At 51.3% G+C, this 23,188-nt stretch carries 20 protein-coding genes; 14 read left to right on the top strand and 6 right to left on the bottom strand.

Going from position 1 to position 23,188, the window contains the following annotated elements; all coding sequences use genetic code 11:
- The first annotated feature begins 53 nt into the window (after positions 1-53).
- The 5 genes from V8Z93_RS09690 (at position 54) to V8Z93_RS09670 (ending at position 5,963) form a co-directional block, all read left to right on the top strand.
- The gene (locus V8Z93_RS09690; RefSeq protein WP_203050960.1) at positions 54-1,550 is read left to right on the top strand and encodes a UxaA family hydrolase; all 1,497 of its coding nucleotides are present in this window, start codon (positions 54-56) and stop codon (positions 1,548-1,550) included.
- Positions 1,551-1,715: 165 nt separating this feature from the next.
- Positions 1,716-3,026 (top strand): Na+/H+ antiporter NhaC family protein, encoded by a 1,311-nt coding sequence (locus tag V8Z93_RS09685; protein ID WP_217763255.1) that lies wholly within the window; start codon positions 1,716-1,718, stop codon positions 3,024-3,026.
- Positions 3,027-3,117: 91 nt separating this feature from the next.
- On the top strand, positions 3,118-3,813 hold the full coding sequence (locus tag V8Z93_RS09680) for a hypothetical protein (RefSeq protein WP_203038430.1): 696 nt from the start codon (positions 3,118-3,120) through the stop codon (positions 3,811-3,813).
- Between the two features lie 111 nt (positions 3,814-3,924).
- Entirely contained in the window at positions 3,925-4,611 is a 687-nt protein-coding gene (locus tag V8Z93_RS09675) for a glycoside hydrolase family 25 protein (RefSeq protein ID WP_439431379.1), read from the top strand.
- A gap of 32 nt (positions 4,612-4,643) precedes the next feature.
- On the top strand, positions 4,644-5,963 hold the full coding sequence (locus V8Z93_RS09670; RefSeq protein ID WP_439431378.1) for a double zinc ribbon domain-containing protein: 1,320 nt from the start codon (positions 4,644-4,646) through the stop codon (positions 5,961-5,963).
- A gap of 113 nt (positions 5,964-6,076) precedes the next feature.
- On the opposite strand, the gene V8Z93_RS09665 is transcribed toward V8Z93_RS09670, so the two are convergent.
- Positions 6,077-6,256 (bottom strand): hypothetical protein, encoded by a 180-nt coding sequence (locus tag V8Z93_RS09665; protein WP_439431377.1) that lies wholly within the window; start codon positions 6,254-6,256, stop codon positions 6,077-6,079.
- Between the two features lie 50 nt (positions 6,257-6,306).
- Positions 6,307-7,104, bottom strand: a complete 798-nt coding sequence (locus V8Z93_RS09660; protein ID WP_439431376.1) for a DnaJ domain-containing protein — start codon at positions 7,102-7,104, stop codon at positions 6,307-6,309.
- 114 nt (positions 7,105-7,218) lie between these two features.
- Between V8Z93_RS09660 and V8Z93_RS09655 the strand changes: the two genes are divergently transcribed.
- From V8Z93_RS09655 to V8Z93_RS09645, 3 genes are all read left to right on the top strand, one after another.
- Complete coding sequence (locus V8Z93_RS09655; RefSeq protein ID WP_439431375.1) at positions 7,219-8,982, top strand: bifunctional metallophosphatase/5'-nucleotidase; 1,764 nt, start codon at positions 7,219-7,221, stop codon at positions 8,980-8,982.
- A gap of 3 nt (positions 8,983-8,985) precedes the next feature.
- Complete coding sequence (gene nudC, locus V8Z93_RS09650) at positions 8,986-9,762, top strand: NAD(+) diphosphatase (protein ID WP_439432849.1); 777 nt, start codon at positions 8,986-8,988, stop codon at positions 9,760-9,762.
- A 280-nt stretch (positions 9,763-10,042) separates the two neighbouring features.
- Positions 10,043-11,224, top strand: a complete 1,182-nt coding sequence (locus tag V8Z93_RS09645; RefSeq protein ID WP_203038435.1) for an MFS transporter — start codon at positions 10,043-10,045, stop codon at positions 11,222-11,224.
- A gap of 224 nt (positions 11,225-11,448) precedes the next feature.
- On the opposite strand, the gene V8Z93_RS09640 is transcribed toward V8Z93_RS09645, so the two are convergent.
- Positions 11,449-11,901, bottom strand: a complete 453-nt coding sequence (locus V8Z93_RS09640) for a DUF3127 domain-containing protein (RefSeq protein WP_203038436.1) — start codon at positions 11,899-11,901, stop codon at positions 11,449-11,451.
- A 288-nt stretch (positions 11,902-12,189) separates the two neighbouring features.
- On the opposite strand from V8Z93_RS09640, the gene dnaN reads away from it, so the two are divergent.
- From dnaN to V8Z93_RS09610, 6 genes are all read left to right on the top strand, one after another.
- Positions 12,190-13,317, top strand: a complete 1,128-nt coding sequence (dnaN, locus tag V8Z93_RS09635) for a DNA polymerase III subunit beta (protein ID WP_203050967.1) — start codon at positions 12,190-12,192, stop codon at positions 13,315-13,317.
- A 71-nt stretch (positions 13,318-13,388) separates the two neighbouring features.
- Positions 13,389-14,252, top strand: a complete 864-nt coding sequence (locus V8Z93_RS09630) for an exonuclease domain-containing protein (protein ID WP_439431374.1) — start codon at positions 13,389-13,391, stop codon at positions 14,250-14,252.
- A 1-nt stretch (position 14,253) separates the two neighbouring features.
- Positions 14,254-15,504 (top strand): bifunctional phosphopantothenoylcysteine decarboxylase/phosphopantothenate--cysteine ligase CoaBC, encoded by a 1,251-nt coding sequence (gene coaBC, locus V8Z93_RS09625; protein WP_439431373.1) that lies wholly within the window; start codon positions 14,254-14,256, stop codon positions 15,502-15,504.
- Complete coding sequence (locus V8Z93_RS09620; protein WP_439432848.1) at positions 15,482-16,369, top strand: DUF4835 family protein; 888 nt, start codon at positions 15,482-15,484, stop codon at positions 16,367-16,369. The genes coaBC and V8Z93_RS09620 overlap by 23 nt, the downstream gene beginning before the upstream one ends.
- 11 nt (positions 16,370-16,380) lie before the next feature.
- Complete coding sequence (gene recN / locus V8Z93_RS09615; RefSeq protein ID WP_439431372.1) at positions 16,381-18,048, top strand: DNA repair protein RecN; 1,668 nt, start codon at positions 16,381-16,383, stop codon at positions 18,046-18,048.
- Positions 18,049-18,066: 18 nt separating this feature from the next.
- Positions 18,067-19,719 carry a tetratricopeptide repeat protein gene (locus tag V8Z93_RS09610; RefSeq protein ID WP_439431371.1) on the top strand — a complete coding sequence of 551 codons (1,653 nt, stop codon included), beginning with the start codon at positions 18,067-18,069 and terminating at the stop codon, positions 19,717-19,719.
- Between the two features lie 346 nt (positions 19,720-20,065).
- On the opposite strand, the gene V8Z93_RS09605 is transcribed toward V8Z93_RS09610, so the two are convergent.
- Genes V8Z93_RS09605 through rimO form a run of 3 tightly spaced genes read right to left on the bottom strand, consistent with a single transcriptional unit; the run spans position 20,066 to position 23,143 of the window.
- Entirely contained in the window at positions 20,066-21,535 is a 1,470-nt protein-coding gene (locus V8Z93_RS09605; protein WP_439431370.1) for an HU family DNA-binding protein, read from the bottom strand.
- Positions 21,528-21,821 carry an HU family DNA-binding protein gene (locus V8Z93_RS09600; RefSeq protein ID WP_203050973.1) on the bottom strand — a complete coding sequence of 98 codons (294 nt, stop codon included), beginning with the start codon at positions 21,819-21,821 and terminating at the stop codon, positions 21,528-21,530. Before V8Z93_RS09600 ends, V8Z93_RS09605 begins: the two co-directional genes overlap by 8 nt.
- A 23-nt stretch (positions 21,822-21,844) precedes the next feature.
- The gene (rimO, locus tag V8Z93_RS09595) at positions 21,845-23,143 is read right to left on the bottom strand and encodes a 30S ribosomal protein S12 methylthiotransferase RimO (RefSeq protein ID WP_439431369.1); all 1,299 of its coding nucleotides are present in this window, start codon (positions 23,141-23,143) and stop codon (positions 21,845-21,847) included.
- Positions 23,144-23,188: the final 45 nt, after the last annotated feature.

Below are 23,188 nucleotides of genomic sequence, written 5' to 3'. Positions count from 1 at the left end.
GCACTAAATAGAAGTAGAATAACATTCATAATAAACAAAAACAAGACTACAGAATGAAACTATCAAGCTTTATCAAGATTAACCCTGCTGATTCAGTAGTGGTTTGCTTGCGCCCTATGAAGCAGGGCGAAGCTATTGAGGTAGATGGCAAGACCATCACCCTTTTGCAGGATACTCCTGCCGGTCACAAGGTGCTCATCAACGATGCTGCCGAAGGACAGGACATCATCAAGTACGGCTACCCTATCGGTCACGCAAAGAAAGACCTGAAGCAGGGCGAGTGGGTTAACGAGAACAATCTCAAGACCAATCTTGCCGGTACTTTGGAGTACACCTACAATCCGGTGGAGGAAAAGCTGAACATCGCCGATGAGGGCAGAACCTTCAAGGGTTATGTGCGCAAGAATGGCGAAGTGGGTACACGCAACGAGGTTTGGGTAGTCCCTACCGTGGGTTGCGTAAACGGTGTTGCCGAGAAGCTCGTCGAGCTTCTGAAGCAGGAAACAGGCTGCGAGGGTATTGACGCCATCCACGCCTGGCACCATAACTTTGGTTGTTCTCAGCTCTCGGGCGACCACGAGAACACCCGCAAGGTGTTGCGCGACATCTGTCTCCATCCTAACGCTGGCGCCGTGCTCGTTCTCTCATTGGGATGCGAGAACAACCAGCCAGACGATTTCATGGCGATGCTGGGCGATTACGACAAGGACCGCATCAAGCTGCTCGTTACCCAGAAGGTGGAAGGCGATGAGATTGAGGAAGGCATGAAGATTCTCCGCGACCTCTATGCCAAGGCCAAAGAGGATGAGCGCGAGGAGGTTTCCGTAAGCAAGCTCCGCGTGGGATTGAAGTGCGGCGGATCTGACGGATTCAGCGGCATTACCGCCAACCCATTGGTGGGCGAGTTCTCTGATTGGCTCGTGGCACAGGGCGGTACAAGCATCCTCACCGAGGTGCCTGAGATGTTCGGTGCTGAGACCATCCTGATGAACCGTTGCGAGAACAAGGAACTCTTCGACAAGACTGTTCATCTGATCAACGACTTCAAGGAGTACTTCCTGAGCCATGGCGAGCCTGTGGGCGAGAATCCTTCTCCGGGCAACAAGGCTGGCGGAATTTCTACCTTGGAGGATAAGGCACTCGGTTGCACCCAGAAGTGCGGTCGTGCTCCGGTGAGCGGCGTATTGCAGTATGGTGAGCGTCTGGAGACAAATGGTTTGAACCTCCTGTCAGCTCCGGGCAACGACCTTGTGGCAGCCACAGCCTTGGCTTCATCAGGTTGCCAGTTGGTTCTCTTCACCACCGGTCGTGGAACCCCATTCGGCACCTTCGTTCCAACCATGAAGATTTCAACCAACAGCAATCTGGCTAAGAACAAGCCAAACTGGATTGACTTCAACGCTGGCGCCCTGGTAGAAGGCACCGACATGAAGGAGTTGGTAAAGCAGTTTATCGATAAGATTATTGCCGTGGCCAGTGGCGAGGAGGCTCGCAACGAGCGCAACGGCTATCGTGAAATTTCCATTTTCAAGAATGGAGTAACATTGTAATTTTCCATCTTCAGAAATGGAGTAACATTGTAAAACATGGAGTGAGAAGTCGGGAACCGGGATTCTGATAGAGTCCAGTTTCCCTGCTTCTCTCTTCTCATTGAATCATTATGAGCATTAAGTCTCATTAAATAATCATGAGTAATCAGTCTCATTAGAATAATTATGAGTAACAAGAAAGGTTTGTTGGCATTATCGCCATTAATTTTGTTGATTGTCCTCATCGTGGCTTACACCCTCTATTCGGCGGATGCGAGTCATAAGGACACGAATCTGTCACTCACGGTGGCATTCATGATAGCCAGCATCTATGCGGTGGCCATCTCGGGCGGAATGCCCATCAAGAAGCGAGTAGATACCTACAGTCGCGGAGCCGGCGCCAACAACCTGATGCTCATGCTCTGGATTTACGTTTTGGCAGGCGCCTTCGCTGCTTCTGCCAAGGCGATGGGAGCGGTGGACGCTACGGTGAACCTGGCGTTGAGTGCCCTGCCTGCCAGCATGATTTTGCCGGGGCTTTTCCTGGCAGCCTGTTTCATCTCCGTATCCATCGGAACAAGCGTCGGCACAGTGGTGGCTCTTGTTCCGATAGCTGCGGGCCTGGCGCACTCCATGGGGGTGAACGTGGGCATGATGACGGCTATCATCGTGGGCGGCGCCTACTTCGGCGACAACCTCTCGTTCATTTCTGACACCACGGTGGTGGCTACGCAGACCCAGAACTGCAAGATGAGCGATAAGTTCAGGGTCAACTCCCTCATCGTGGTTCCTGCCGCCGTCCTCGTACTCGCCGTCTATGGCGTGATGGGCTTCGGCTTGCAGGCGCCTACCCATATTCCTGAGGTGGAATACATGAAGGTAATACCTTATATAATAGTACTCGTTACGGCCATTGCCGGCATGAACGTGATGGCAGTGCTCACCATGGGCACCATCCTCTGCGGAGTCATCGGCATCGGAAGTCATCTCTTGGGATCCACTTCCTCCTACGACCTCTTCGGCTGGTTCTCGGCGATGGGCAACGGAATCGTGGGCATGGGCGAACTGGTAATCATCGCCATGATGGCGGGCGGAATGCTCGAAATCATCCGCGAGAACGGCGGAATCAACTACATCATCGATAAGATTACCGCCCACGTCAACAGCAAGCGTGGTGCCGAACTCTCCATCGCCGCCCTGGTGTCGATGGTGAACATCTGCACCGCCAACAATACGGTGGCGATTCTCACGGTGGGCAACATCGCCAAGAAGATAGGCGACAAGTTTGGCGTGGACAACCGCAAGGCGGCAAGCATCCTCGACACCTTCTCCTGCACCGTGCAGGGTCTGATTCCTTACGGTGTTCAGATGCTTCTGGCTGCGGGACTCGCCAATCTCAGTCCGATGGACATCCTGCCCTATCTCTACTACCCGATGGCCATCGGCGTAGCGGCACTGCTCTCCATCCTGCTGAGATATCCTAAGAGATACAGTTAATAAAGCTCCAGCCCTAGGCAGATTTCTTTCTGCCTAAGGACTAGAGCCAGAAAGAAACAAGATAAATCAATTCATTTAAAACTTTAATACGATGGACTTCTTACAAAGGAACCTTTTTATCAAGTTGCGTTCCGCCCACTTCGGCATTGAAGAGGAGATGGAACCCATGACTACATTCAAGCAACAGAAGATTGCCCAGATGATGAAGAATCTCAACGATGTTCCTGCGGGCGAAGTACGCATGAACAATGGTTTCCTGAACCGACGACTCGCCAACATCCAGGAAAATGAGCGTCACGCCATCGATACTTCCATCGAGACCCTGCACCTGCTGCGCATCATCGTGTCGAACATCAATGGCATTCTTGCCTACGGCATCAACCTGAGCGGCATCATCGAGATGGGCAACTACCTGCGCACCAAGGGCGACAAGGTGGATTTCGTGAAGCTCGACAAGTGGCTCAGCAAGCTGCGCATCCAGCGCATGGCACAGTTGCAGGGCAGCGTACTCATCCTCTTCTTCGATTTCGAACAGGATGAGATTCCCTACGTGCGCCATGTGGAGCGGGGAGCCTACAAGCTCACCCTGCGATCGCTGTATTACAACGAGCAGGACATGCAGGACATCCACTTCAACGAGACGCAGGCAGGATTCGTGCACGTTACGGGTGGCACCATGCGCAAGAACCTGCACCGCAGCATGAGGTATCTGGAGTATGCTCCCATCGAAACCATCAGCAACTTCTGCAACAACTTCTTCAAGTCGCTCTCCGAGATTGAGGAGTAGAATCATTTCACGAAGATGATTCTTCTAGAAGAAGTTTACGATAATATAAAATATTAAAAAAATAAGCCCTTAACGCTACGAATATCGCATGATTTTCGTACCTTTGCACGTATGAAACGAATTTTTATAACAATTTTATCGACAATACTCACACTTTGCAGTCACGCCCAGGTGCAATGCGAAGATACCTGTAGCCACGTTCATGGCATTGACATGAGCCATTATCAGGGAAAAGTGTTCTGGGAAACCATCGGCGACAACAGCAAGATGGCTTACGTCTATCTGAAGGCAACTGAAGGAGGAACCAATGTAGACAGCAGATACAAGCAGAATATCGACCTGGCGCATCGGTATGGAATGAAGGTAGGTTCCTACCACTTCTATCGTGCCCGTATTCCCCAGCAAACCCAGTTGGAGAACTTCAAGGCGCAATGCCGCCCGGGCGACCAGGATCTGCTCCCGATGATTGATGTGGAAACCAAGAGCGGAATGGCAACGGAAGAATTCTGCGACTCACTCTTCAAGTTCCTCCATCTCGTGGAGAAAGCCTACAGGCAGAAGCCCCTCATCTACACCGGAGCCAATTTCTACGATAATTACCTGTTGGGCAAACTGGACAGCTACAAGCTGATGATTGCCCAATACTCCAAGCGAGTGCCTGTGCTCAGAGACGGCAGGGATTTCGAAATGTGGCAATACACGGGTAAGGGAAAGCTCAACGGCGTGAACGGATACGTGGATAAGAGCCGATTCATGGGTAGACACAGATTGCGAGAAATCAGATTCAGACACAGATAAAATACGTAAATCAATAAACATTAAATAAAACTATGGCAATTATAAAATGTCCGGAATGTGGACGTCAAATCAGTGACAAAGCCCCTACATGTCCTAACTGCGGTGTGGAAATCGCAGGAAAGATTATCAAATGCCCTCACTGTGGAGAGATTTATTTCAGCAGTCAGGAAATGTGCCCTAACTGCCATGAAATAGCTTCAGTCGGTTATAGAATTCCTACAACGGTTGCCTCTGGAACTACAGTTAGAACTGAGGCTCCGGCTAGAACAGAGACTCCTATGGATTCAACGGAAACTTCGGCTCCTGTTACTCCAGCTGCTTCTGTCAATCCTCCTACTCCCCCTACTCCTCCTACCCCTCCTGTTCCTCCGGTAAGACAGACTCCGATGGCAGCAGGAAACGGCGGAAACGGAAATAATGGAAACGGATATGGAAAATACGGCAATAATCCAGAGAATGAAGCCCAGCAGAAAGCCAAGAAGATGAGTGCCCGAAGCATTCTGATTATCTCGTTGGTCTTCTCTGTTCTGGTTTGCGGAATCCTGTATTATTTCTACGATAATGCCAACCGCAACAAGGAGGAGGAAGCCTACGAGTATGCAATGCAGAGCAGCGACCCGATGGTGCTGCAGAGTTATCTCGACACCTATAAGGACGCAGAAGAGGCGCATCGTGACTCCATCATGGCGCATTTGGAAATGCTCAAGAGCATTGACCAGGATTGGACCAACGCCCTGGTAAGCGGTTCGAAGCAGGCTCTGGAGGATTATCTGCAGAAGTATCCTAACAGTCCGCATAAGCAGGAGGCGTGGAACAAGATTGATTCCATCGACTGGAATATGGCGAAGGCTGCCGACAACGTACAGGCTTATCAGGCTTATCTCGACGCCCACGCCGACGGAGCACATATCGAGGAGGCTGAGAATGCGATGAAGAAGGCAAAGAGCCGCGACTTGCAGCCAGAAGAGAAGCAGATGGTTAGCGGACTGTTCAGGCAGTTCTTCCAGAGCATCAACTCTCATAATGCCGACGGACTTTCTGCCACCTGCGAAGACATCCTCTCTTCTCTCTTGGGCAAGACTTCTGCCACCAAGGCCGATGTGGTTACCTTTATGGACAAGCTCTATAAGGAAAATGTGGCTAACATGAACTGGCACATTAACAATGATTACCAGATTAAGAAGCGCGAGGTGGGAGAAGAAGATTACGAATATCAGGTGCAGTTCTCTGCCGTCCAGAATTTGGACCTCACGGATGGAAGCAAGAAGCAGAACAACTTCAAGATCAATGCCGTGGTTTCACCAGCCGGCAAGGTTTCTTCCTTCAACATGAATCAGGTTACAACAGAATAGTTTATAGTTTACAATTTATAGTTTATAGGTTGTAGGTTGTAATGTACAATGAATATAAAAAAGGGCGGTGTGTCATAAGCCACATCCCATACGCCCTGAAAGGGCAGAAGCTCTTAGCCCAGGGCAGCGCCCTGGGTTTTAGAATAGATACAACAAAGTCGCCCTGAAAGGGCAAAAGCTTTCAATTTCAAAGCTTTTGCCCTTTCAGGGCGACCTTGATTCTTGCCAACATTACCCAGGGCGCTGCCCTGGGCTAGGAGCTTTTGGGCTTTCAGCCCGTCTTCGGCTGCCATTATTTAGACTTATGACACACCCTTTTTTTTAATGAGCGCTCAAACATAAATTATTGCGCTTCCTTCATCTGTCGCAACAACTCCTTCTGCTTTTCGTTCAAGCCGGTAGGCAACTTCACGTTATAGGTAATCATCAGATCACCGAAGGTGCCGTCGCCCCTGTCGTAACCCTTGCCGCGCACACGAACCTTCGTGCCGTTCTGGGTCTCTGGCTTAATCTTCAGCTTAATCTTCGAACCATTGCTCAGCGTGATGATTCCCTCGCCACCCAGCAAGGCTGTGTACATGTCGATGTTCACGTTCATGTTCATCTCGCCCGTGTTGGTTCGGGCACCCTGGCTGCCGCAGCCGCCACCGCAGCCGCCAGTTCCGAAATCAGCACCAGCACCATAGCCGGCGTTGGCTCCTCCGCCGAAACCTCCGAAGCCACCAAAGCCGCCGAAACCAGCTCCTTGCTGACCGCCACGGGCACGGCCTCCTCCGAAGAGATTTTCGAAGAAGCTGGAGAATCCGCCTCCGCCATTTCCGAAACTGCTGAAGTCGAAGCCCTCGAAAGGATTTCCTCCGGCTCCTCCAGCACCACCGGCTCCACCACCGAAGCCGCCACCACCGAAGCCTCCGGCATTCTTCCAGTTTTCGCCAAACTGGTCGTATTTGGCGCGCTTATCTGGGTCGGAAATCACCTCGTATGCCTCGTTCAGCGCCTGGAACTTAGCCTTCGCCTTCGGGTCATTCGGGTGCAAATCCGGATGGAATTGTTTTGCACGTTTACGATATGCTGCCCTCACATCCTTCTGGGGGATGTTCTTGTCAACACCGAGAATCTTGTAATAATCTACAAATGCCATATTATAAAACCTCCTATTTTTATGTTTTTAATAAGAATCCAACAAAAAGTATGCCGTAATTGGCAACTTTTTTGTAATTTTGCACATGAATTTAAATAATAAATGAAAAATAATATGAAACAACTGTTCGCAGCGCTCCTCATGGCGCTCACCTTTAATTCGCAGGCAATGGCACAACAGCGTACCGTAAAACTGAGAGTGGTTCAGACGAGTGATGTTCATGGAGCTTTCTTTCCATACGACTTCATCACCCGCAAGCCCAAGGCTGGAACCCTGGCGCGCGTCTCCTCTTACGTCAACGGGTTGCGCAAAACCTACAAGGACAACGTCATCCTCCTGGAGAACGGCGACATCCTGCAGGGTCAGCCAACCTGCTACTATTATAATTATGTGAACACCCAGGCACGCAATGTGGCTGCCGACGTAGTCAACTATATGAAGTATGACGCCCAGGCGTTCGGAAACCACGATGTGGAAACGGGTCATGCCGTGTATGATAAATGGATTAAGGAACTGAACTGTCCGGTGCTCGGTGCCAACATCATCGACACCAAGACCGGCCAGCCCTACGTGAAGCCTTACATCATCCTGAACCGTGAGGGCGTGAAGATTGCCGTGCTCGGAATGCTGACACCAGCCATTCCCAACTGGCTGACAGAAAACCTCTGGAGCGGACTTAAGTTTGAAAACATGGTAACCTGTGCCCGTAAATGGATGAAGCACATCCAGGAAACGGAGAAGCCAGACGTGGTGATTGGCGTTTTCCACAGCGGTAAGGACGGTGGCATTGTCACCCCGGAATACGAGGAGGATGCCTCCCTGCGTGTAGCAAAGGAAGTGCCAGGTTTCGACATGGTGCTCTTCGGCCACGACCACACCCGCTGCAACGAGACCATCACCAACGTGGAAGGCAAGCCAGTGGTCTGTCTCGACCCTGCCAACAACGCCCTCAACGTGGCTGACGCCGAGGTAACGCTCACCTTAAATAAAAAGAAGGTGAATGGCAAGAAGCAATATGTGGTGACTGACAAGAAGGTGACGGGCTCCCTGCCCGATGTGACAAAATGTCCTATCGACGAAGACTTCATGAAGGCGTTCGAGCCTCAGATAGCCGAAATCAACCAGTTTGTGGGCAAGCAGATCGGCACATTCAAGAACACCATCCACAGCCGCGAGTCGTTCTTCGGCAGTTGCGCGTTCAATGATTTCATCCTCAACCTGCAGCTCGACATCACCAAGGCCGACATCGCCTTCAACGCCCCATTGCAGTTCAACGCCACCATCCAGGCGGGTCCTATCTGCGTAGGCGACATGTTCAACCTCTATAAATATGAGAACCAGCTCTACGTGATGCGCCTCACCGGCGAGGAAATCCGCAAGCATCTGGAGATGAGCTACGACCTCTGGGTGAACACGATGAAGAGTCCTGACGACCATCTCCTTCTGCTCGACACCCACACCAAGGGCGATCAGCAGCGCCTGGGATTCAAGAACCTCTCGTTCAATTTCGACAGTGCTGCCGGCATTGATTACGAGGTGGATGTTACGAAGCCAGATGGCGAGAAGGTGAAGATTCTGCGCATGAGCAACGGTCAACCTTTCGACGAGAAGAAGTGGTACAAGGTGGCAGTAAACAGCTATCGTGGCAATGGCGGCGGTGAGCTCCTCACCCATGGTGCCGGCATTCCGAAAGACAGTCTGGAGAGCCGCATCATCTACCGCAGCGAGCGCGACCAGCGTTACTATCTGATGGAGGCGATAGAGAAGATGGGAACCGTAGAGGCAAAGGCCAACAACAACTGGAAGTTCGTGCCGGAAGCATGGACCAAGCCTGCTGCCCAGCGCGACTACGACTTGCTTTTCGGAAAGAAAAAATAAGATATTATGAAATATTGGTTTATATTTTGCAAGACAGATATCTTGCTTGAGAAGAAAGAAGACGGAACCTATACGATTCCATGTAGCGAGGAGAGTCCGATAGAGCTCAAGCCCTGGACTCACGTCCTCAACATCACCCCGATGAGCGACGGCACGGAAGTGAAAACCTTCACCATTCCAGAGCCGGTGACCGACCATCCGAAATACGAGATGTGCGGTCTGCGCCCCAGCTTCTACAAGCTCACCCCCGAGCTTTATCAGAAGGCAGGAAAGTGCCAGGAGCTGAACTATTGGGATATGAACACGAAGTTCTGCGGCGTTTGCGGCGCTCCGATGAAGATGGATACAGACATCAGCAAGAAGTGTACCGAATGCGGCAAGACGGTGTGGCCATCCCTTGCCACAGCCATCATCGTGCTCATCAGGAAGGGCGACCAGGTGCTCCTGGTTCATGCCCGCAATTTCAAGGGCAACTTCGATTCGCTCGTGGCTGGTTTCGTAGAGACCGGCGAGAGCCTGGAAGAAGCCGTTCATCGTGAGGTAATGGAAGAAACCGGATTGACTATCAAGAACTTGAAGTATTTCAGTTCCCAGCCATGGCCTTATCCTAGCGGACTGATGGTAGGCTTCACAGCCGAGTACGTGGATGGCGAGATTCATCTTCAGAAAGAAGAGCTCTCGCGTGGCAAATGGTTCAGCAAGGATGCTCTGCCGATACTCCCCGAGAAACTTTCCATCGCCCGCAGATTGATTGATGCCTGGCTGGAGGATAAGATTTAACGAGAATGAAAAATAAACGAACTGTACGGTTGAAACGGGCTGAAAGCCCAAAAGCTCTTAGCCCAGGGCATCGCCCTGGGTATAATGGCAATCAGCAAGACGCCCTGTAAGGGCAAAAGCTTTGTTTATTGCTTGGTTCTTTAAAGCTTTTGCCCTTACAGGGCGACGGGTTTGCGTTCATAATTACCCAGGGCGATGCCCTGGGCTAGGAGCTTCTGCCCTTTCAGGGCGTATTGGGTAATTTCAACCGCACAGTTCGAAAATAAACGTTGAAAGAAAAATGATGAAAGAGAAACTTTGGAATGCGAATTACATCAAGGTGATGACCACCAACTTCCTGCTCTACTTCGCCTTCTACCTCCTCACCCCACTCCTCCCGCTCTATCTGAGCGAGACTTTCGGGGCAACGAAGGATGTGATAGGCATTGTTCTAAGCGGATATACGGTGGCGGCACTCATCATCCGTCCGTTCAGCGGATATGTGGTGGATAGCTTTTCGCGCAAGAAGGTGCTGATGGTCTGTCTGTCAGCCTTCGCCATCTTCTTTGCGGGCTACATAGCCGCCGGCACCATCCTGATGTTCGCCATCTGCCGCACCCTGCATGGCGGTCCCTTCGGAGCCGTCACCGTGGCCAACAGCACCTGTGCCATCGACGTACTGCCAGCCAGCCGCCGCAACGAAGGCATCGGTCTCTATGGCTTGAGCAACAACTTTGCCATGGCGATAGCCCCATCCATCGGCATCTATCTTCACAACATCGTAGGCAGTTACATGGTGCTGTTCTGGATAGCCTTCGTGGTGGCAATAGCCTCCGTGGTGATTGCCGGAACCATCAAACTCCCTGAGAAAGAGATTGTCAAGAACAAGGAGAAGCTTTCCTTGGACAGGTTCTTCCTCACCCGAGCCTGGCTGCTCGCCATCAACATCTGCATGTTCGGATTCTGCTGGGGCGTGCTGAGCAACTACCTCGCCATCTACAGCAAGGAAGAACTGGGCATTACGGGCGGAACGGGCACCTATTTCGCCATCCTCTCGATGGGACTCTTCATGAGCCGCCTACAGGGCAGGAAGGCACTGAGCCAGGGCAAGCTAACGCAGAATGCAGCCGAGGGAATGCTGATTTCGCTGGTGGGATTCACCATCTTCGTTGCCGTGAAGCACCCGATAGCTTACTATCTTTCGGCAGCACTGATAGGATTGGGCAACGGCCATCTCTACCCTGCCTTCCTGAATATGTTTATAAATGTGGCGCGCCACGACCAGCGAGGCACGGCGAATAGCAGCATTCTTACGGGCTGGGACTTGGGCTTCGGAATCGGTTGTCTGCTGGGTGGAATTGTTGCCGAGCATTTCGGCTACAGTGGAGCCTTCTGGATGGTAGCCATAGAGAATGCCGCCGCCGTGGTACTCTTCTTTGCCGCCTCCAGGACATTTTTTGAAAAAAGAAGACGAAAGGAATAGAAGCCTTCCGTCAGCATAAAACCCGTCTTAAGGCAAAATATATTTTCCCTTAAGGCTAAAAATATTTATCCTTAAGGCTAGGAATATTTTGCCTTAAGGGTAAATATACCTCCCCATTTTGGCAGGTAAGCCAATGGTTACCAACAAGAAAGAGCATTCGTGAGGAAATCTTTAACAAATCCTCTCGAATGCTCTTGTTGTTTCTCTGCGATTCATTTCAGAATTTAGAATGGGAGATCGTCAGCACTACCACCCTGTGCTGGAGCAGCTGGCTGAGAAGCAGGGAATGGAGCTGTAGCACCTGCTGCTGGCGCAGCTGCAGGAGCGGCACCCATTGGCGCAGCACCCATAGGAGGGAATGCGGCAGCACCTGGCTGCATACCGCCCATGGCACCAGCTACGGCGTTAGGGTCGATGCGCTGAACATTCCATGCACGAACGCTGTTGAACCAGCGGCCCTGATACTCGTGAGCATCGATATCGAATGAAACCAGAAGCTCCTCGCCACTCTGGATGTTAAACTGTGCAAGACGATCAGCTCCGAACACATCGAAGCAAAGCTTCTTAGGATACTGCTCATGAGTCTCGATAACGAACGACTGAGCCTTCCACTCACCTCTTGCAGAAACGCCGCTTCTTTCAGGCAAAACGGCAATCACCTTTCCTTGTAATTCCATATAATTAATTTATTAAATGTTGTCTGTTCTATCATTGCAAAACGATGGGCACCTTGCTTCATCATGACCCCTCGGAAAAGCACAAAATAGAGTGATTCTTTTATCAAGTTTTTCTTTCTGACTGCGAAATTACTAAAAATAGTTCTAAAACCGAAACATTTCTTCGATTATTTTTGTCTATCCCCGATATTTTTTGTATTTTTGTACTCATAATTGCGAAAGGGCACCCAAACTGGGGGCGTACGCAAATAAAATAAGGAAAATAAACAATAATAAAAATAACGACTCATGAGATTTACAGTATCAAGTTCAGCATTGAGCAGCAAACTCAACATGCTTGTGAAGGTGATTGGCAGCAAAAACTCGTTGCCTATCCTCGAGAATTTCCTGTTCCAGATTGAAAGCGGTGAACTGAACATCACCGCCAGCGACAGTGACAACATCATCAAGAGTACTATCGCCCTGACCGAGTGCGAAGGCGAAGGTGAATTCTGCGTGCCTACACGCGTAGTCATCGATGCCCTCAAGGAACTCCCAGAGCAGCCTCTCAGCTTCGAGGTAGAAAAAAACTCCGACGCTTACGCCATCAAGATCGTATATCAGAATGGTCTTTATAACTTCACCGGTATCAATGCCGAGGACTATCCACGCTCTCAGCCTATGGGCGACGGATGCACCGTCATCACCCTTTCCACCGATATTCTGATTGACAACATCTCACGTTCTCTCTTCGCTACAGCGTCAGACGAGTTGCGCCCTGTGATGAACGGTATCTATTTCGACCTGACTCCAGAGGCACTTGCCGTGGTTTCCAGCGATGGTCATAAACTGGTGAGAAGCAAGAACTTCAGCATCAAGAGTGAGACTCCTGCCAATTTCAACTTGCCTAAGAAGCCAGCCACCCTGCTCAAGAACATCCTGAGCAAGGAAGATGAGGCTACCATCAAGTTTGATGAGCGCAGCGCAGAAATCCAGTTCAGCGACGGCATGCTGAGATGCAGACTCATCGACGGCCGCTACCCTAACTACAACTCTGTGATTCCAACCAACAATCCTGCACAGATCACCGTAGACCGCAAGGCGCTGCAGAGCGCATTGCGCCGCGTGCTGCCTTTCGCCAGCGAGAGCAGCCAGCTCATCCGTTTCCACATTGAGAACGGCCGATTCGAGGTTTCTTCCGAGGATATCGACTTCAGCACTTCTGCCAAGGAAGTTCTGGCTTGCGAATACTCAGGTTCAACCATCAACATCGGTTTCAAGGGAAGCAGTCTGATGGAAATCCTGAGCAATCTTAACAGCGAGCAGATCGTCTTCCAGCTCGCCGACCCAAGTCGCGCCGGAATCGTAATCCCGTCAGAGCAGCCAGAGGACGAAGATGTCCTGATGCTCATCATGCCTATGCTCCTTAACGACTAAGGAGCCATAGGCTCTTTTACGTTCTGCCAGCCAAAAGGCAGAAAAATAATCAAGAACCAAAAATAAAAGAAATGAAATTAAATTTAACGAAGCCCCTCATCGTCTTCGACCTGGAGACCACGGGACTTGACATGGTAAAGGATAGAATCATTCAGATTTCATATATTAAGGTGAACCCGGATGGAACAGAGATTCGTAAGAATCAGTTTGTAAACCCGGAAAAGCAGATTCCTGAAGAGGTGGTTGCACTCACCGGAATCACCAACGAGGACGTGAAGGATGCGCCAACCTTCAAGCAGTTGGCTGCCACCCTGAGCCAGGAGTTCACCGGCTGTGATTTCGCCGGCTACAACTCCAACCACTTCGACGTTCCGATGCTCGCCGAGGAATTCCTGCGTGCCGGAATCGACTTCGATTTCTCCAAGTGCCGTCTCATCGACGCCCAGACCATCTTCATGAAGATGGAGCGCCGCAACCTTGCCGCAGCCTACAAGTTCTACTGCGGCAGAAAGATGGAGGAGGATTTCGAAGCCCACCGTGCCGACCAGGATACCGAGGCCACCTATCGCGTGCTGATGGGCGAGCTCGACCGCTATGCGCCTGGCGTTCAGGAGGAAGCAGACCGCGTGCTCAACAACAACATGGACGAGCTTGCCGAGTTCTCAAAGCACAATGACAATGTTGACTTTGCAGGCCGCATCGTATGGCAGGAGCTGAAGGATGCCCAGGGCAATGTGATTCTCAATGAGAAGGGCGAACCGCAGAAGCACGAAGTGTTCAACTTCGGCAAGTACAAAGGCTGGGATGTTGCAGAGGTTCTCACCAAGGATCCGGGCTACTTCACCTGGATTCTGGGCAGCGAGTTCACCAACAATACCAAGCAGGTACTCACCCGCATCCGTCTGCGCGAGTATAACAAGAGAATGGGAAAATAATATGCTGAAAGGAAAAAAAATCGTATTGGGCATTACGGGCTCCATTGCAGCCTATAAATCATGCCTCATCATACGCGGACTGATTAAGCGGGGTGCCGAGGTGCAGGTGGTCATCACCCCTGCGGGCAAGGAGTTCATCACCCCTATCACCCTCTCGGCACTCACCCACAAGCCCGTGGTGAGCGAGTTCTTCTCGCAGCGCGACGGCACCTGGAATTCGCACGTTGACCTCGGTCTCTGGGCGGACGCCATGCTCATCGCTCCCTGCACCGCCTCTACCATGGGCAAGATGGCTCACGGCATTGCCGACAACATGCTCATCACCACCTATCTCTCCATGAAGGCTCCCGTCTTCATCGCACCAGCCATGGATCTCGACATGTACAAGCATCCGTCTACCCAGGCAAACATGAAGACACTCATCAGCTACGGCAACCATATCATCGAGCCGGAGGTGGGATTCCTCGCCAGCGGACTCGAAGGCAAGGGACGCATGGAGGAACCCGATGTCATCGTGGATTATCTCGACAGATATTTCAAGATGGAAGCAGATTCTGAGAAAGAAGCTGAAGGCAATGCTGAGGCTGAAGTGAAGGCTGAGGCTTCGCTCGATTTATCCGGCAAGAAGGTGATGATCACGGCGGGACCTACCTACGAGAAGATAGACCCCGTTCGCTTCATCGGCAACTATTCTTCGGGAAAGATGGGATTCGCCCTCGCCGAAGAATGCCTGCGCCGTGGTGCTGACGTCACCCTCATCGCCGGTCCGGTAGCCCTCAGCTGCAGTCCCGCCATCCACCGCATCAACGTGGAGAGCTGCGAGGAAATGTATCAGGCTTCAACCCAGGCGTTCGGGCAAAGCGATGCAGCCATCCTCTGTGCCGCCGTTGCCGACTTCAAGCCGAGCACCGTGGCCGATAAGAAAATCAAGCGCGAGAAGGATGACCTGGAACTCACCCTGGTGCCTACCCACGACATTGCGGCAGCCCTGGGAGGAATGAAACAAAAACATCAGCGAATCGTAGCTTTCGCCCTGGAAACCAACGACGAAGAGAACAATGCACAGAAGAAGAGAGTAAAGAAAAACGCCGACTTCATCGTGCTCAACTCTACCCGCAACCCGGGCACTACCTTCCGCACCGACGACAACCAGATTACCATCATCTCGGAAAAAGGAAAGAAAGAATATGAAAAGAAACCGAAGACTGAAGTGGCTCGCGACATCATTGATGAGCTGGCTCTTCTGCTGTAATCCTGCACCCCTCGCGGCACAGGAACTGCAGGCAAAGATTACCATCAACCATGCCCAGATCTCGGGCACGGAGAAAAGCGTGTTTGACAATCTGCAACAAACCCTGGAGCAGTTTGTCAACGACCGCCAATGGACGCATCTTCAGTTTCAGAAGAACGAGCGCATCGTGTGCAACTTCAACCTGCAGGTAACCAAGTATGATAAAGACCAAGGTATCTTTACCTGCAAGGCTACCATCCAGGCCAACCGCCCGGTGTATAATTCGGCCTATACCTCCACCTTATATAATAATGTGGATGAAAACTTCACGTTCAAGTTTGCCGAATTCGACCAGCTGGAGTTCAACGAGGAGCAGATAGACAACCAGCTTACTGCCCTCTTCGCCTACTATGCGTATCTTCTCATCGGTTTAGACCTCGACAGTTTTTCACCCAAGGGCGGCGAGGACGTGCTGCAGCGTTGCATGAATCTCACCAACAATGCGCAGAACCTCGACTACCCGGGCTGGAAGGCTTTCGACAACGACCGCAACCGCTTCGCCATCATCAACGACTATCTTGACGGCTCGATGGAGCCCTTCCGCCAGTTGCAGTACGACTACTACCGCAAGGGACTCGACGAGATGGCGAACAATGTGGAGCGAGGCAGAACCGAGATAACCACAGCCCTGGAAACAGGACTGAAGAAAGCCAAGGAGAATCGCCCGCTCAGCATGTTGCCACAAATCTGGACGGATTACAAGAAGGATGAACTTGCCAACATCTACAAGGGCAAGGGCACCCAGAAGGAGAAGGAAGCCGTGTTCGAAATCCTCACCTCCATCAATCCGTCGCAAAACAAATATTGGGACCAGATAAAGGAATAATATAACCGATTATGCTCAAGCAATTATATATCAAGAACTTCACACTCATCGACGAGCTGAATATCGCCCTCTATCCAGGCTTCTCCGTCATCACCGGAGAAACGGGAGCCGGAAAGAGCATCATCCTCGGCGCCATCGGTCTGCTCCTGGGTAACAGAGCCGATACCAAGGCCATCAAGGCAGGCAGAGACCGCTGCGTGATAGAAGCCCATTTCGACCTTTCCAGATACGGAATGCAGGCGTTCTTCGATGACAACGACATCGACTACGATGGCAACGACACCATCATCAGAAGAGAGTTGACGGCGGCAGGCAAAAGCCGTGCCTTCATCAACGATACTCCTGTGCCCCTCACCCGGATGAGAGAGTTGGGCGAACAGCTCGTAGACATCCATTCGCAGCACCAGAACCTGCTGCTGCAGAAGGAAGACTTCCAGCTCAACGTGGTGGATATCATCGCCCAGGACAACAAGCAACTCGCAGCCTATCAGAAGGATTACAAGGCCTACCATCAAGCAAAGGTTCAACTGGAAAACCTGAAGGAAGAGATTCTGAAAAACCGCGAGAACGAGGAGTTCATGCGATTCCAGCTGAAGGAACTGGAAGATGCACAGCTGAAGGAAGGAGAACTTGAGCAGCTGGAACAGGAAGCCGAAACCCTCAGCCACAGCGAGGACATCAAGACCGCCCTCTACGAGGCTGACAATGCCCTGAGCGGCGACGACAACAGCATACTCGACAAACTGAAGACCGCTACTGACCAACTGGAAAATATTCGTGAGGTGTATCCGAGCATGGCCGAGATTTCCGACCGCATGCAGAGCAGTTATATCGAACTGAAAGACATCGCCCAGGAAATCAGCCACAGCGTGGATGGTGTTGACTTCGACCCCAACCGTCTGGAAACCATCAACACCCGCCTCGACCAGCTCTACACCCTGCAGCAGAAATTCCGTGTAGATTCGGTGGCAGAACTTATTGCCACCCGCGACCATATCGCCGGTCAGCTCTCCAGCATCGATGGTGGCGACGAGCAGGTGGAAGCCCTGGAGAAGCAGGTAGCCATCCTGCTCGAAAAAGCCCGGAAGCAAGCAGCCCTGCTCACCGCCGTGCGCCAGAAATCGGCAAAGACGATAGAGGCAGAGATGAAGCAGCGCCTGGTTCCGCTGGGCATTCCGAACGTAAGATTCGAGATTGCCTTCGCCGACAAGGGATTGAGCAGCAACGGCACCGACAAGGTAAGCTTCCTCTTCAGCGCCAACAAGAGCACGCCGCTGCAGCCTGTAACCCAGGTAGCATCGGGTGGAGAAATCGCCCGCGTCATGCTCTCGCTCAAGGCAATGATCAGCGGCGCCGTGAAGTTGCCAACCATCATCTTCGACGAAATCGATACGGGCGTGAGCGGCAAGATAGCCGAAAAGATGGCAGACATCATGGCAGAAATGGGCCACCTGGAACGACAGGTCATCTCCATCACCCACCTGCCGCAGATAGCAGCCAAGGGAAGCCATCACTACAAGGTGCTGAAGGAGGAAACCGAACAGGGCACCATCTCGCAGATGAAGGAACTCAACAGCGAGCAGCGTGTGGAGGAAATCGCCCAGATGCTCAGCGGCAGCGACATTACACAGGCGGCACTCGCCAACGCCAGGGAACTGCTGAGGTCCAACCGCCCATAAAAACGACTGTTTTGAAATATGAAGAAAATATATATGATTATGTTGGGACTGATGCTGGGTGCATCGTCCCTATTCGCTCAACCGGGAGCTGTGCAGAAATCAGCCAAGAGCGTATTTACTCTCACCACCTTCAACAAGGATGGAAACATCATTTCATCCACGCAGGGTGTATTTATTGACAACAAGGGAACTGCCATCAGTACCTTCAAGCCATTCATCGGAGCCGTCAAGGCAAGCATCGTGGATGCTTCGGGCAAGTCGATGGAGGTAGACGCCCTCCTCGGAGCCGACGAGCTTTACGATGTGGCGAAGTTCAGAGTGGTGGGCAACACCGCAGCCGCCCGCATCGCAGCCAAGGAATCGGAGGCAGGCAGCAAGGTGTGGCTCGTTCCCTATTCCATCAAGAAGTCACCATTCCAGCAGGAGGAGATTTCAAGCGTAGAGAAGTTCAAGACCACCTACAATTACTACATCTTCTCCATCACCGTGCCCGATAATGCCGTGGGCTGTCCTTTCGTCAACAAAGACGGTCAGGTAATCGGAATCATGCATAGCAACGGTCAGGTTACGGCCATCGATGCCAACTATGCCAAGGAGCTGAAGGTAACGGGACTTTCCACCCTCGATGCAGCGCTTCGCGAGACAGGCATCCGCACCGCCCTGCCTGATGTGGAGCAGGACGCCATCACCATGATGACGCTGAACAAGGCGCAGCTGAGCCGTGAAGCCTACACCAAGTATGCAGACGAGTTCCTCGCCAGTTTCCCAACCTCCGCCTTCGGATACAAGGAGAAGGGAACGGTTCTGGTAGAGCAGAACGAGTTTGAGGAGGCAGCCAAACTGATGGAAGAAGGCATTAAGAAGGCGAACGCCAAGGATGAGGCTCACTCCAACTATTCAGATCTGATTTATCAGAAACTGGTTTATAAGGGTGATTCTGCGTTCAAGGCGTGGACTTACGACAAGGCGATTGAGGAGGCGCAGAAGGCTTATGCCATCAAGGCGAACCCGGTGTATAAGCACCAGGAAGCCCGCATCTGGTTTACCAAGGGTGATTACCAGAAGGCATACGATATGTTCATGGATTTAACCAAGACGGACATCCGCAGCGGCGAGCTCTATCTGGAGGCTGCTCAGTCGAAGACTCGTCTGAAGGCACCTGCATCAGAAATCAGGGTGCTTCTGGATAGTGCCATCGTAGCATCAAAGAATGCGGGAGTATTGGCAGGAAATTACTATCTGGCTCGTGGCCAGTTCCTGGACGAACAGGGCGAGTATCGCAGTGCTTTGGCCGATTACAACCAGTATGATTCCATAGCCCGCCCCGTGAATCCGGAGTTTTTCTACACCCGCTACAAGTGTGAGACTCGATTGCGTATGTGGCAGCCGGCGCTCATCGACATAGCCCGTGCCTGCTACCTTTCGCCAAAGGAGCCTACGTATTTTGCCGAGTGGGCAAGTTTGGATTTGCGTGTCAAGAGATTTGAGGAGGGTGTCAGTGCTGCCAAGCAGTGCATAGCCCTGGCTCCGGAATACGCCGACGGCTATCTTCTCCTCGGTTTGCTTCAGATAGAATTGAAGCAGAAGGACGAGGCATTAAAGAACCTGGCGAAGGCAAAGGAGCTGGGTGATGCTCGTGCAGAAGGATATATTAAGAAGTATAGTCGATAAAGTAAACACTTTAAAGAGGAAAAAATATAAACTAAAAAGAGGGTGTGTCATTATTCATCGGATTACGCGGAATAAACGGAACCTTAACCGCCTTCCTCGGATTACTCACGGATTTTAAACGGAAACTCGACCTGGCGGTCGTGGCGATACCCCCTAAAGCTGGAATGCGAATGCGCTAGCCCAATGGCCGTAAGGCCAAATCCGTTTAAATTCCGTGCGTAATCCGTGAAGCAAGAATGTTCCGTTAACTCAGCGTAATCCGATGAAGAAAAACGATGAAGCAACCAAAAAGAGGGTGTGTCTTGGACTTTTGACACACCCTCTCATATTTTCGATAAGCTCGCCCTTATGGCGTTCTTGACTTCTTTTTCAATTCCAGTTTCGGAATCTTGACTTTCTGTCCGGCTTTCAACTTGCCGGAACCATTGAGAGCCTCAACGTAACACTCCATTCCCGAACCGAAATAACGCTTACTGATGGCTTCTATGGTCTGACCTTCTCGGGCAGTAACCACCTCAGCTACACCCACAATGCGATAGGCACCCGTGCGAACACGAGCATCCTGATCGTATTTGGCAGATGCATGGGCGGCAGCTTTTTCGGCTTGCAGCTTCTTAGCCTCAGCATCTTTCTGCTGCTTAGCGGCAAGAAGAGAATCCTTCTTATCAGCCTGCTTGACATCAGCCTCAGCCATTTTCACGGCTTCGCTAGCCTGCGCCATTCTGATGCTATCTTCTATCGCCTTCTTTCTCATGATTTCTTCCTGCGAAAGAGGAGCCGGAGTTGGTTTAGCTGCCTTGTTGCCCTGATGGAAGTTGTCCAGTTGCAATGCGAGATGGTCGCGCTGCGCTGCCATCTTACCATAATTAAAGGCAAACCAACCGATGCCGCCAATCAAGGCTACGATGATGAAGCAAGCAACTATTACCAGATAACGAGGAATCACTACACCCTTTTCGGTAGATTCAAAAGTATCGTAAGACTCTGAGTCTTCGGATGTTTCTGAATCGGATACACAAGCTGATTCAACTACAGGTTCTGAATCTGGAACTGATATTTGCTCAGGCTCAGGTGTTGGCTCAGGTGTTGGCTCAGGATCAAGGGTTGGCTCAGCCTCATCCTCATCCTTCATTTCCTTAACCGACTTTTCTACGATAGTTTCTGTTATGATTTCAGGAGAAGCATCATATTGAGGTTCAGATTCGCCTATTACAACGACCTTATCACTCACGGATGGAGCTTCTGATTCATCCAGGAAATCAATCACATCTGAAGTTTCAGAAGTATCTGAAGTTTCAGAAGTGTCTGATATTTCAGATGTATCTGAAGTTTCAGAAGTATCAGAGATTTCAGAAATACCAGTTGCTTCTGAAGTTTCCTCTGATGTTTCAGAACCATCCAATGGTTCTGGAATCTCCTCAGCCTCATCCATCTGCTGATTCTCAGCCAGCTGTTCTTCTGCCTCAAACTTCCTGTCGATTTCATCAAACTCTACCCCGTCGTTCACCACCACGGTCTCAAACTGTGCAAACGGCTTGTTGATGATTTCCTTGAGAATCGTATCCGGGGTAAAGGAGATCTTATCTCTTCCCTCAATGACGATACGCTCGCCGGTGTTGACATCCACGCTCTCACGATCCTTCACCGAAGTAACCTTGAAGGTTCCAAGCCATTTCATCTTTACCTGCTTGTCAGCCTGGAGCCCTTCATTGACTACATCAAACATCTTTCTGATGAACAACTCGGCATCCTGCTGACTGATACCCGTTTTCTCAGCCAGCTTCTGTGCCAAGACTGTCAAACTGTTCTTACTCATAAGCTTCTCCTCCATTCTTTAGCTTCTCCTTGACGGCAGCAACAGGACGAAAGCCGAGCACCAGTTTAGGCGGAACCAGCTGTCGCTTCCTGGTGGTAGGATTCACCACCACGCGCTCTAGGCGCTTCTTCACCTCGAACGTACCAAAGTTGGGGATGGAGACCATTTCCCCTTCCTCAAATTCAGCAATCATGGCGTCTATCACCTTGCGCACCATCTTCTGGGTGTCGTCTTGCGAATAACCCGTCTGCTGAGCCAGTTCTGCTATATAGTCCTTATTGTTCATCTTCTGATTCTTTAATTATAATTCTATCTCACTACTTCGCCATACAGGTCGAACTCCTCGCTGCTGGTCATCTTTACCTTGTAGAAACTGCCCACACGCAAGCGCTGGTCTGCCTTAATAAGCACCTCTGGGTCAACCTCTGGCGAACAGAACTCAGTTCTGCCGATATAGTAATCTCCTTCCTTGCGGTCGATAACCACCGGCATCGTGAGTCCCACCTTGCCTGCCTCAATCTCTGCACTGATGTCCTGCTGCAGAATCATCAGTTCGTCAAGACGGCGCTGCTTCACATCGGCAGGAACATCATCTTCATAGTTCTTGGCACTGTAGGTTCCCTCCTCCTCAGAATAGGCGAAGGCACCCATGCGCTCGAAACGCTGTTCACGCACGAAGTCGAGCAGCTCGTGGAAATCCTCCTCGGTCTCGCCTGGGAAACCTACCATCAGCGTGGTGCGGATATGGATGCCCGGCACGCGGTTGCGGATGACGGTGAGCAGGTCGAGCGTCTCCTGCTTGGTTACGTGGCGATGCATGCGAGTGAGCATGTGGTCGCTGATGTGCTGTAGGGCGATGTCGAGATACTTGCATACGTTTGGCTTCTCGCGCATCACATCGAGCAGATCGAGCGGGAACTGGTTTGGATAAGCGTAATGCAGACGAATCCACTTAACGCCAGGGATGTCGGCCATCTCGCTGATGAGTTCGGTGATATGATGCTTGCCATCGATATCCATGCCGTAGTAGGTAAGTTCCTGAGCGATGATCTGGAACTCCTTCACGCCGTCGGCTACCAGTTCGCGCACCTCGTTGAGGACATCTTCCTTAGGACGGGAAACGTGCTTGCCCGTGATGAGCGGAATGGCGCAATAGGCGCAGCGGCGGTCGCAGCCCTCTGAAATCTTGATGTATGCATAGTGGTGAGGGGTGGTAAGATGGCGGCGCTCGTTGCAAGCAGGCACTTCGGCCTTACCCAGCTCCTTGAGCAGTTCCTTGTAGTTGAACTTGCCGTAGAACTTATCCACCTCAGGCATCTCAGCCTCCAATTCCTTCTGATAACGCTGCGAGAGGCAGCCCATCACATAGAGTTTGTTCAGGCGTCCCTCTTCCTTAGCCTGGATAAATTCGAGGATGGTGTCGATGCTTTCCTGCTTGGCATCCTCGATGAAGCCGCATGTGTTGATGACGGCTATCTCGCCCTGAGGGCGCTTTGAATCGTGTACACAATGGTAGCCGTTCGCCTCAAACTGCTTCATCAACAGCTCGCTGTCGACCAGGTTTTTGGAACAGCCCAAAGTTATGATATCTATCTGGTTCTTTTTCATTCACCTATACCTTATTATATATACTAATCTGATTCCCGTTTCTTT

This window comes from Segatella copri (assembly GCF_051861805.1).
GTDB lineage: Bacteria > Bacteroidota > Bacteroidia > Bacteroidales > Bacteroidaceae > Prevotella > Prevotella copri_M.
Note: the sequence above shows the minus strand (reverse complement) of the source record. Positions and strands in the feature narration are given on the sequence as shown.

Excerpts from the sequence above, each read along its gene's own strand:
- dnaN (WP_203050967.1), top strand. The coding sequence starts at position 12,190 with ATGAGATTTACAGTATCAAGTTCAGCATTGAGCAGCAAACTCAACATG.
- V8Z93_RS09645 (WP_203038435.1), top strand. The coding sequence starts at position 10,043 with ATGATGAAAGAGAAACTTTGGAATGCGAATTACATCAAGGTGATGACC.
- V8Z93_RS09675 (WP_439431379.1), top strand. The coding sequence starts at position 3,925 with ATGAAACGAATTTTTATAACAATTTTATCGACAATACTCACACTTTGC.
- V8Z93_RS09685 (WP_217763255.1), top strand. The coding sequence starts at position 1,716 with ATGAGTAACAAGAAAGGTTTGTTGGCATTATCGCCATTAATTTTGTTG.
- V8Z93_RS09690 (WP_203050960.1), top strand. The coding sequence starts at position 54 with ATGAAACTATCAAGCTTTATCAAGATTAACCCTGCTGATTCAGTAGTG.
- V8Z93_RS09640 (WP_203038436.1), bottom strand. The coding sequence starts at position 11,901 with ATGGAATTACAAGGAAAGGTGATTGCCGTTTTGCCTGAAAGAAGCGGC.
- V8Z93_RS09670 (WP_439431378.1), top strand. The coding sequence starts at position 4,644 with ATGGCAATTATAAAATGTCCGGAATGTGGACGTCAAATCAGTGACAAA.
- V8Z93_RS09660 (WP_439431376.1), bottom strand. The coding sequence starts at position 7,104 with ATGGCATTTGTAGATTATTACAAGATTCTCGGTGTTGACAAGAACATC.
- V8Z93_RS09605 (WP_439431370.1), bottom strand. The coding sequence starts at position 21,535 with ATGAGTAAGAACAGTTTGACAGTCTTGGCACAGAAGCTGGCTGAGAAA.
- V8Z93_RS09665 (WP_439431377.1), bottom strand. The coding sequence starts at position 6,256 with ATGGCAGCCGAAGACGGGCTGAAAGCCCAAAAGCTCCTAGCCCAGGGC.
- V8Z93_RS09630 (WP_439431374.1), top strand. The coding sequence starts at position 13,389 with ATGAAATTAAATTTAACGAAGCCCCTCATCGTCTTCGACCTGGAGACC.
- V8Z93_RS09600 (WP_203050973.1), bottom strand. The coding sequence starts at position 21,821 with ATGAACAATAAGGACTATATAGCAGAACTGGCTCAGCAGACGGGTTAT.
- V8Z93_RS09680 (WP_203038430.1), top strand. The coding sequence starts at position 3,118 with ATGGACTTCTTACAAAGGAACCTTTTTATCAAGTTGCGTTCCGCCCAC.
- V8Z93_RS09620 (WP_439432848.1), top strand. The coding sequence starts at position 15,482 with ATGAGCTGGCTCTTCTGCTGTAATCCTGCACCCCTCGCGGCACAGGAA.
- recN (WP_439431372.1), top strand. The coding sequence starts at position 16,381 with ATGCTCAAGCAATTATATATCAAGAACTTCACACTCATCGACGAGCTG.
- V8Z93_RS09655 (WP_439431375.1), top strand. The coding sequence starts at position 7,219 with ATGAAACAACTGTTCGCAGCGCTCCTCATGGCGCTCACCTTTAATTCG.
- rimO (WP_439431369.1), bottom strand. The coding sequence starts at position 23,143 with ATGAAAAAGAACCAGATAGATATCATAACTTTGGGCTGTTCCAAAAAC.
- V8Z93_RS09610 (WP_439431371.1), top strand. The coding sequence starts at position 18,067 with ATGAAGAAAATATATATGATTATGTTGGGACTGATGCTGGGTGCATCG.
- coaBC (WP_439431373.1), top strand. The coding sequence starts at position 14,254 with ATGCTGAAAGGAAAAAAAATCGTATTGGGCATTACGGGCTCCATTGCA.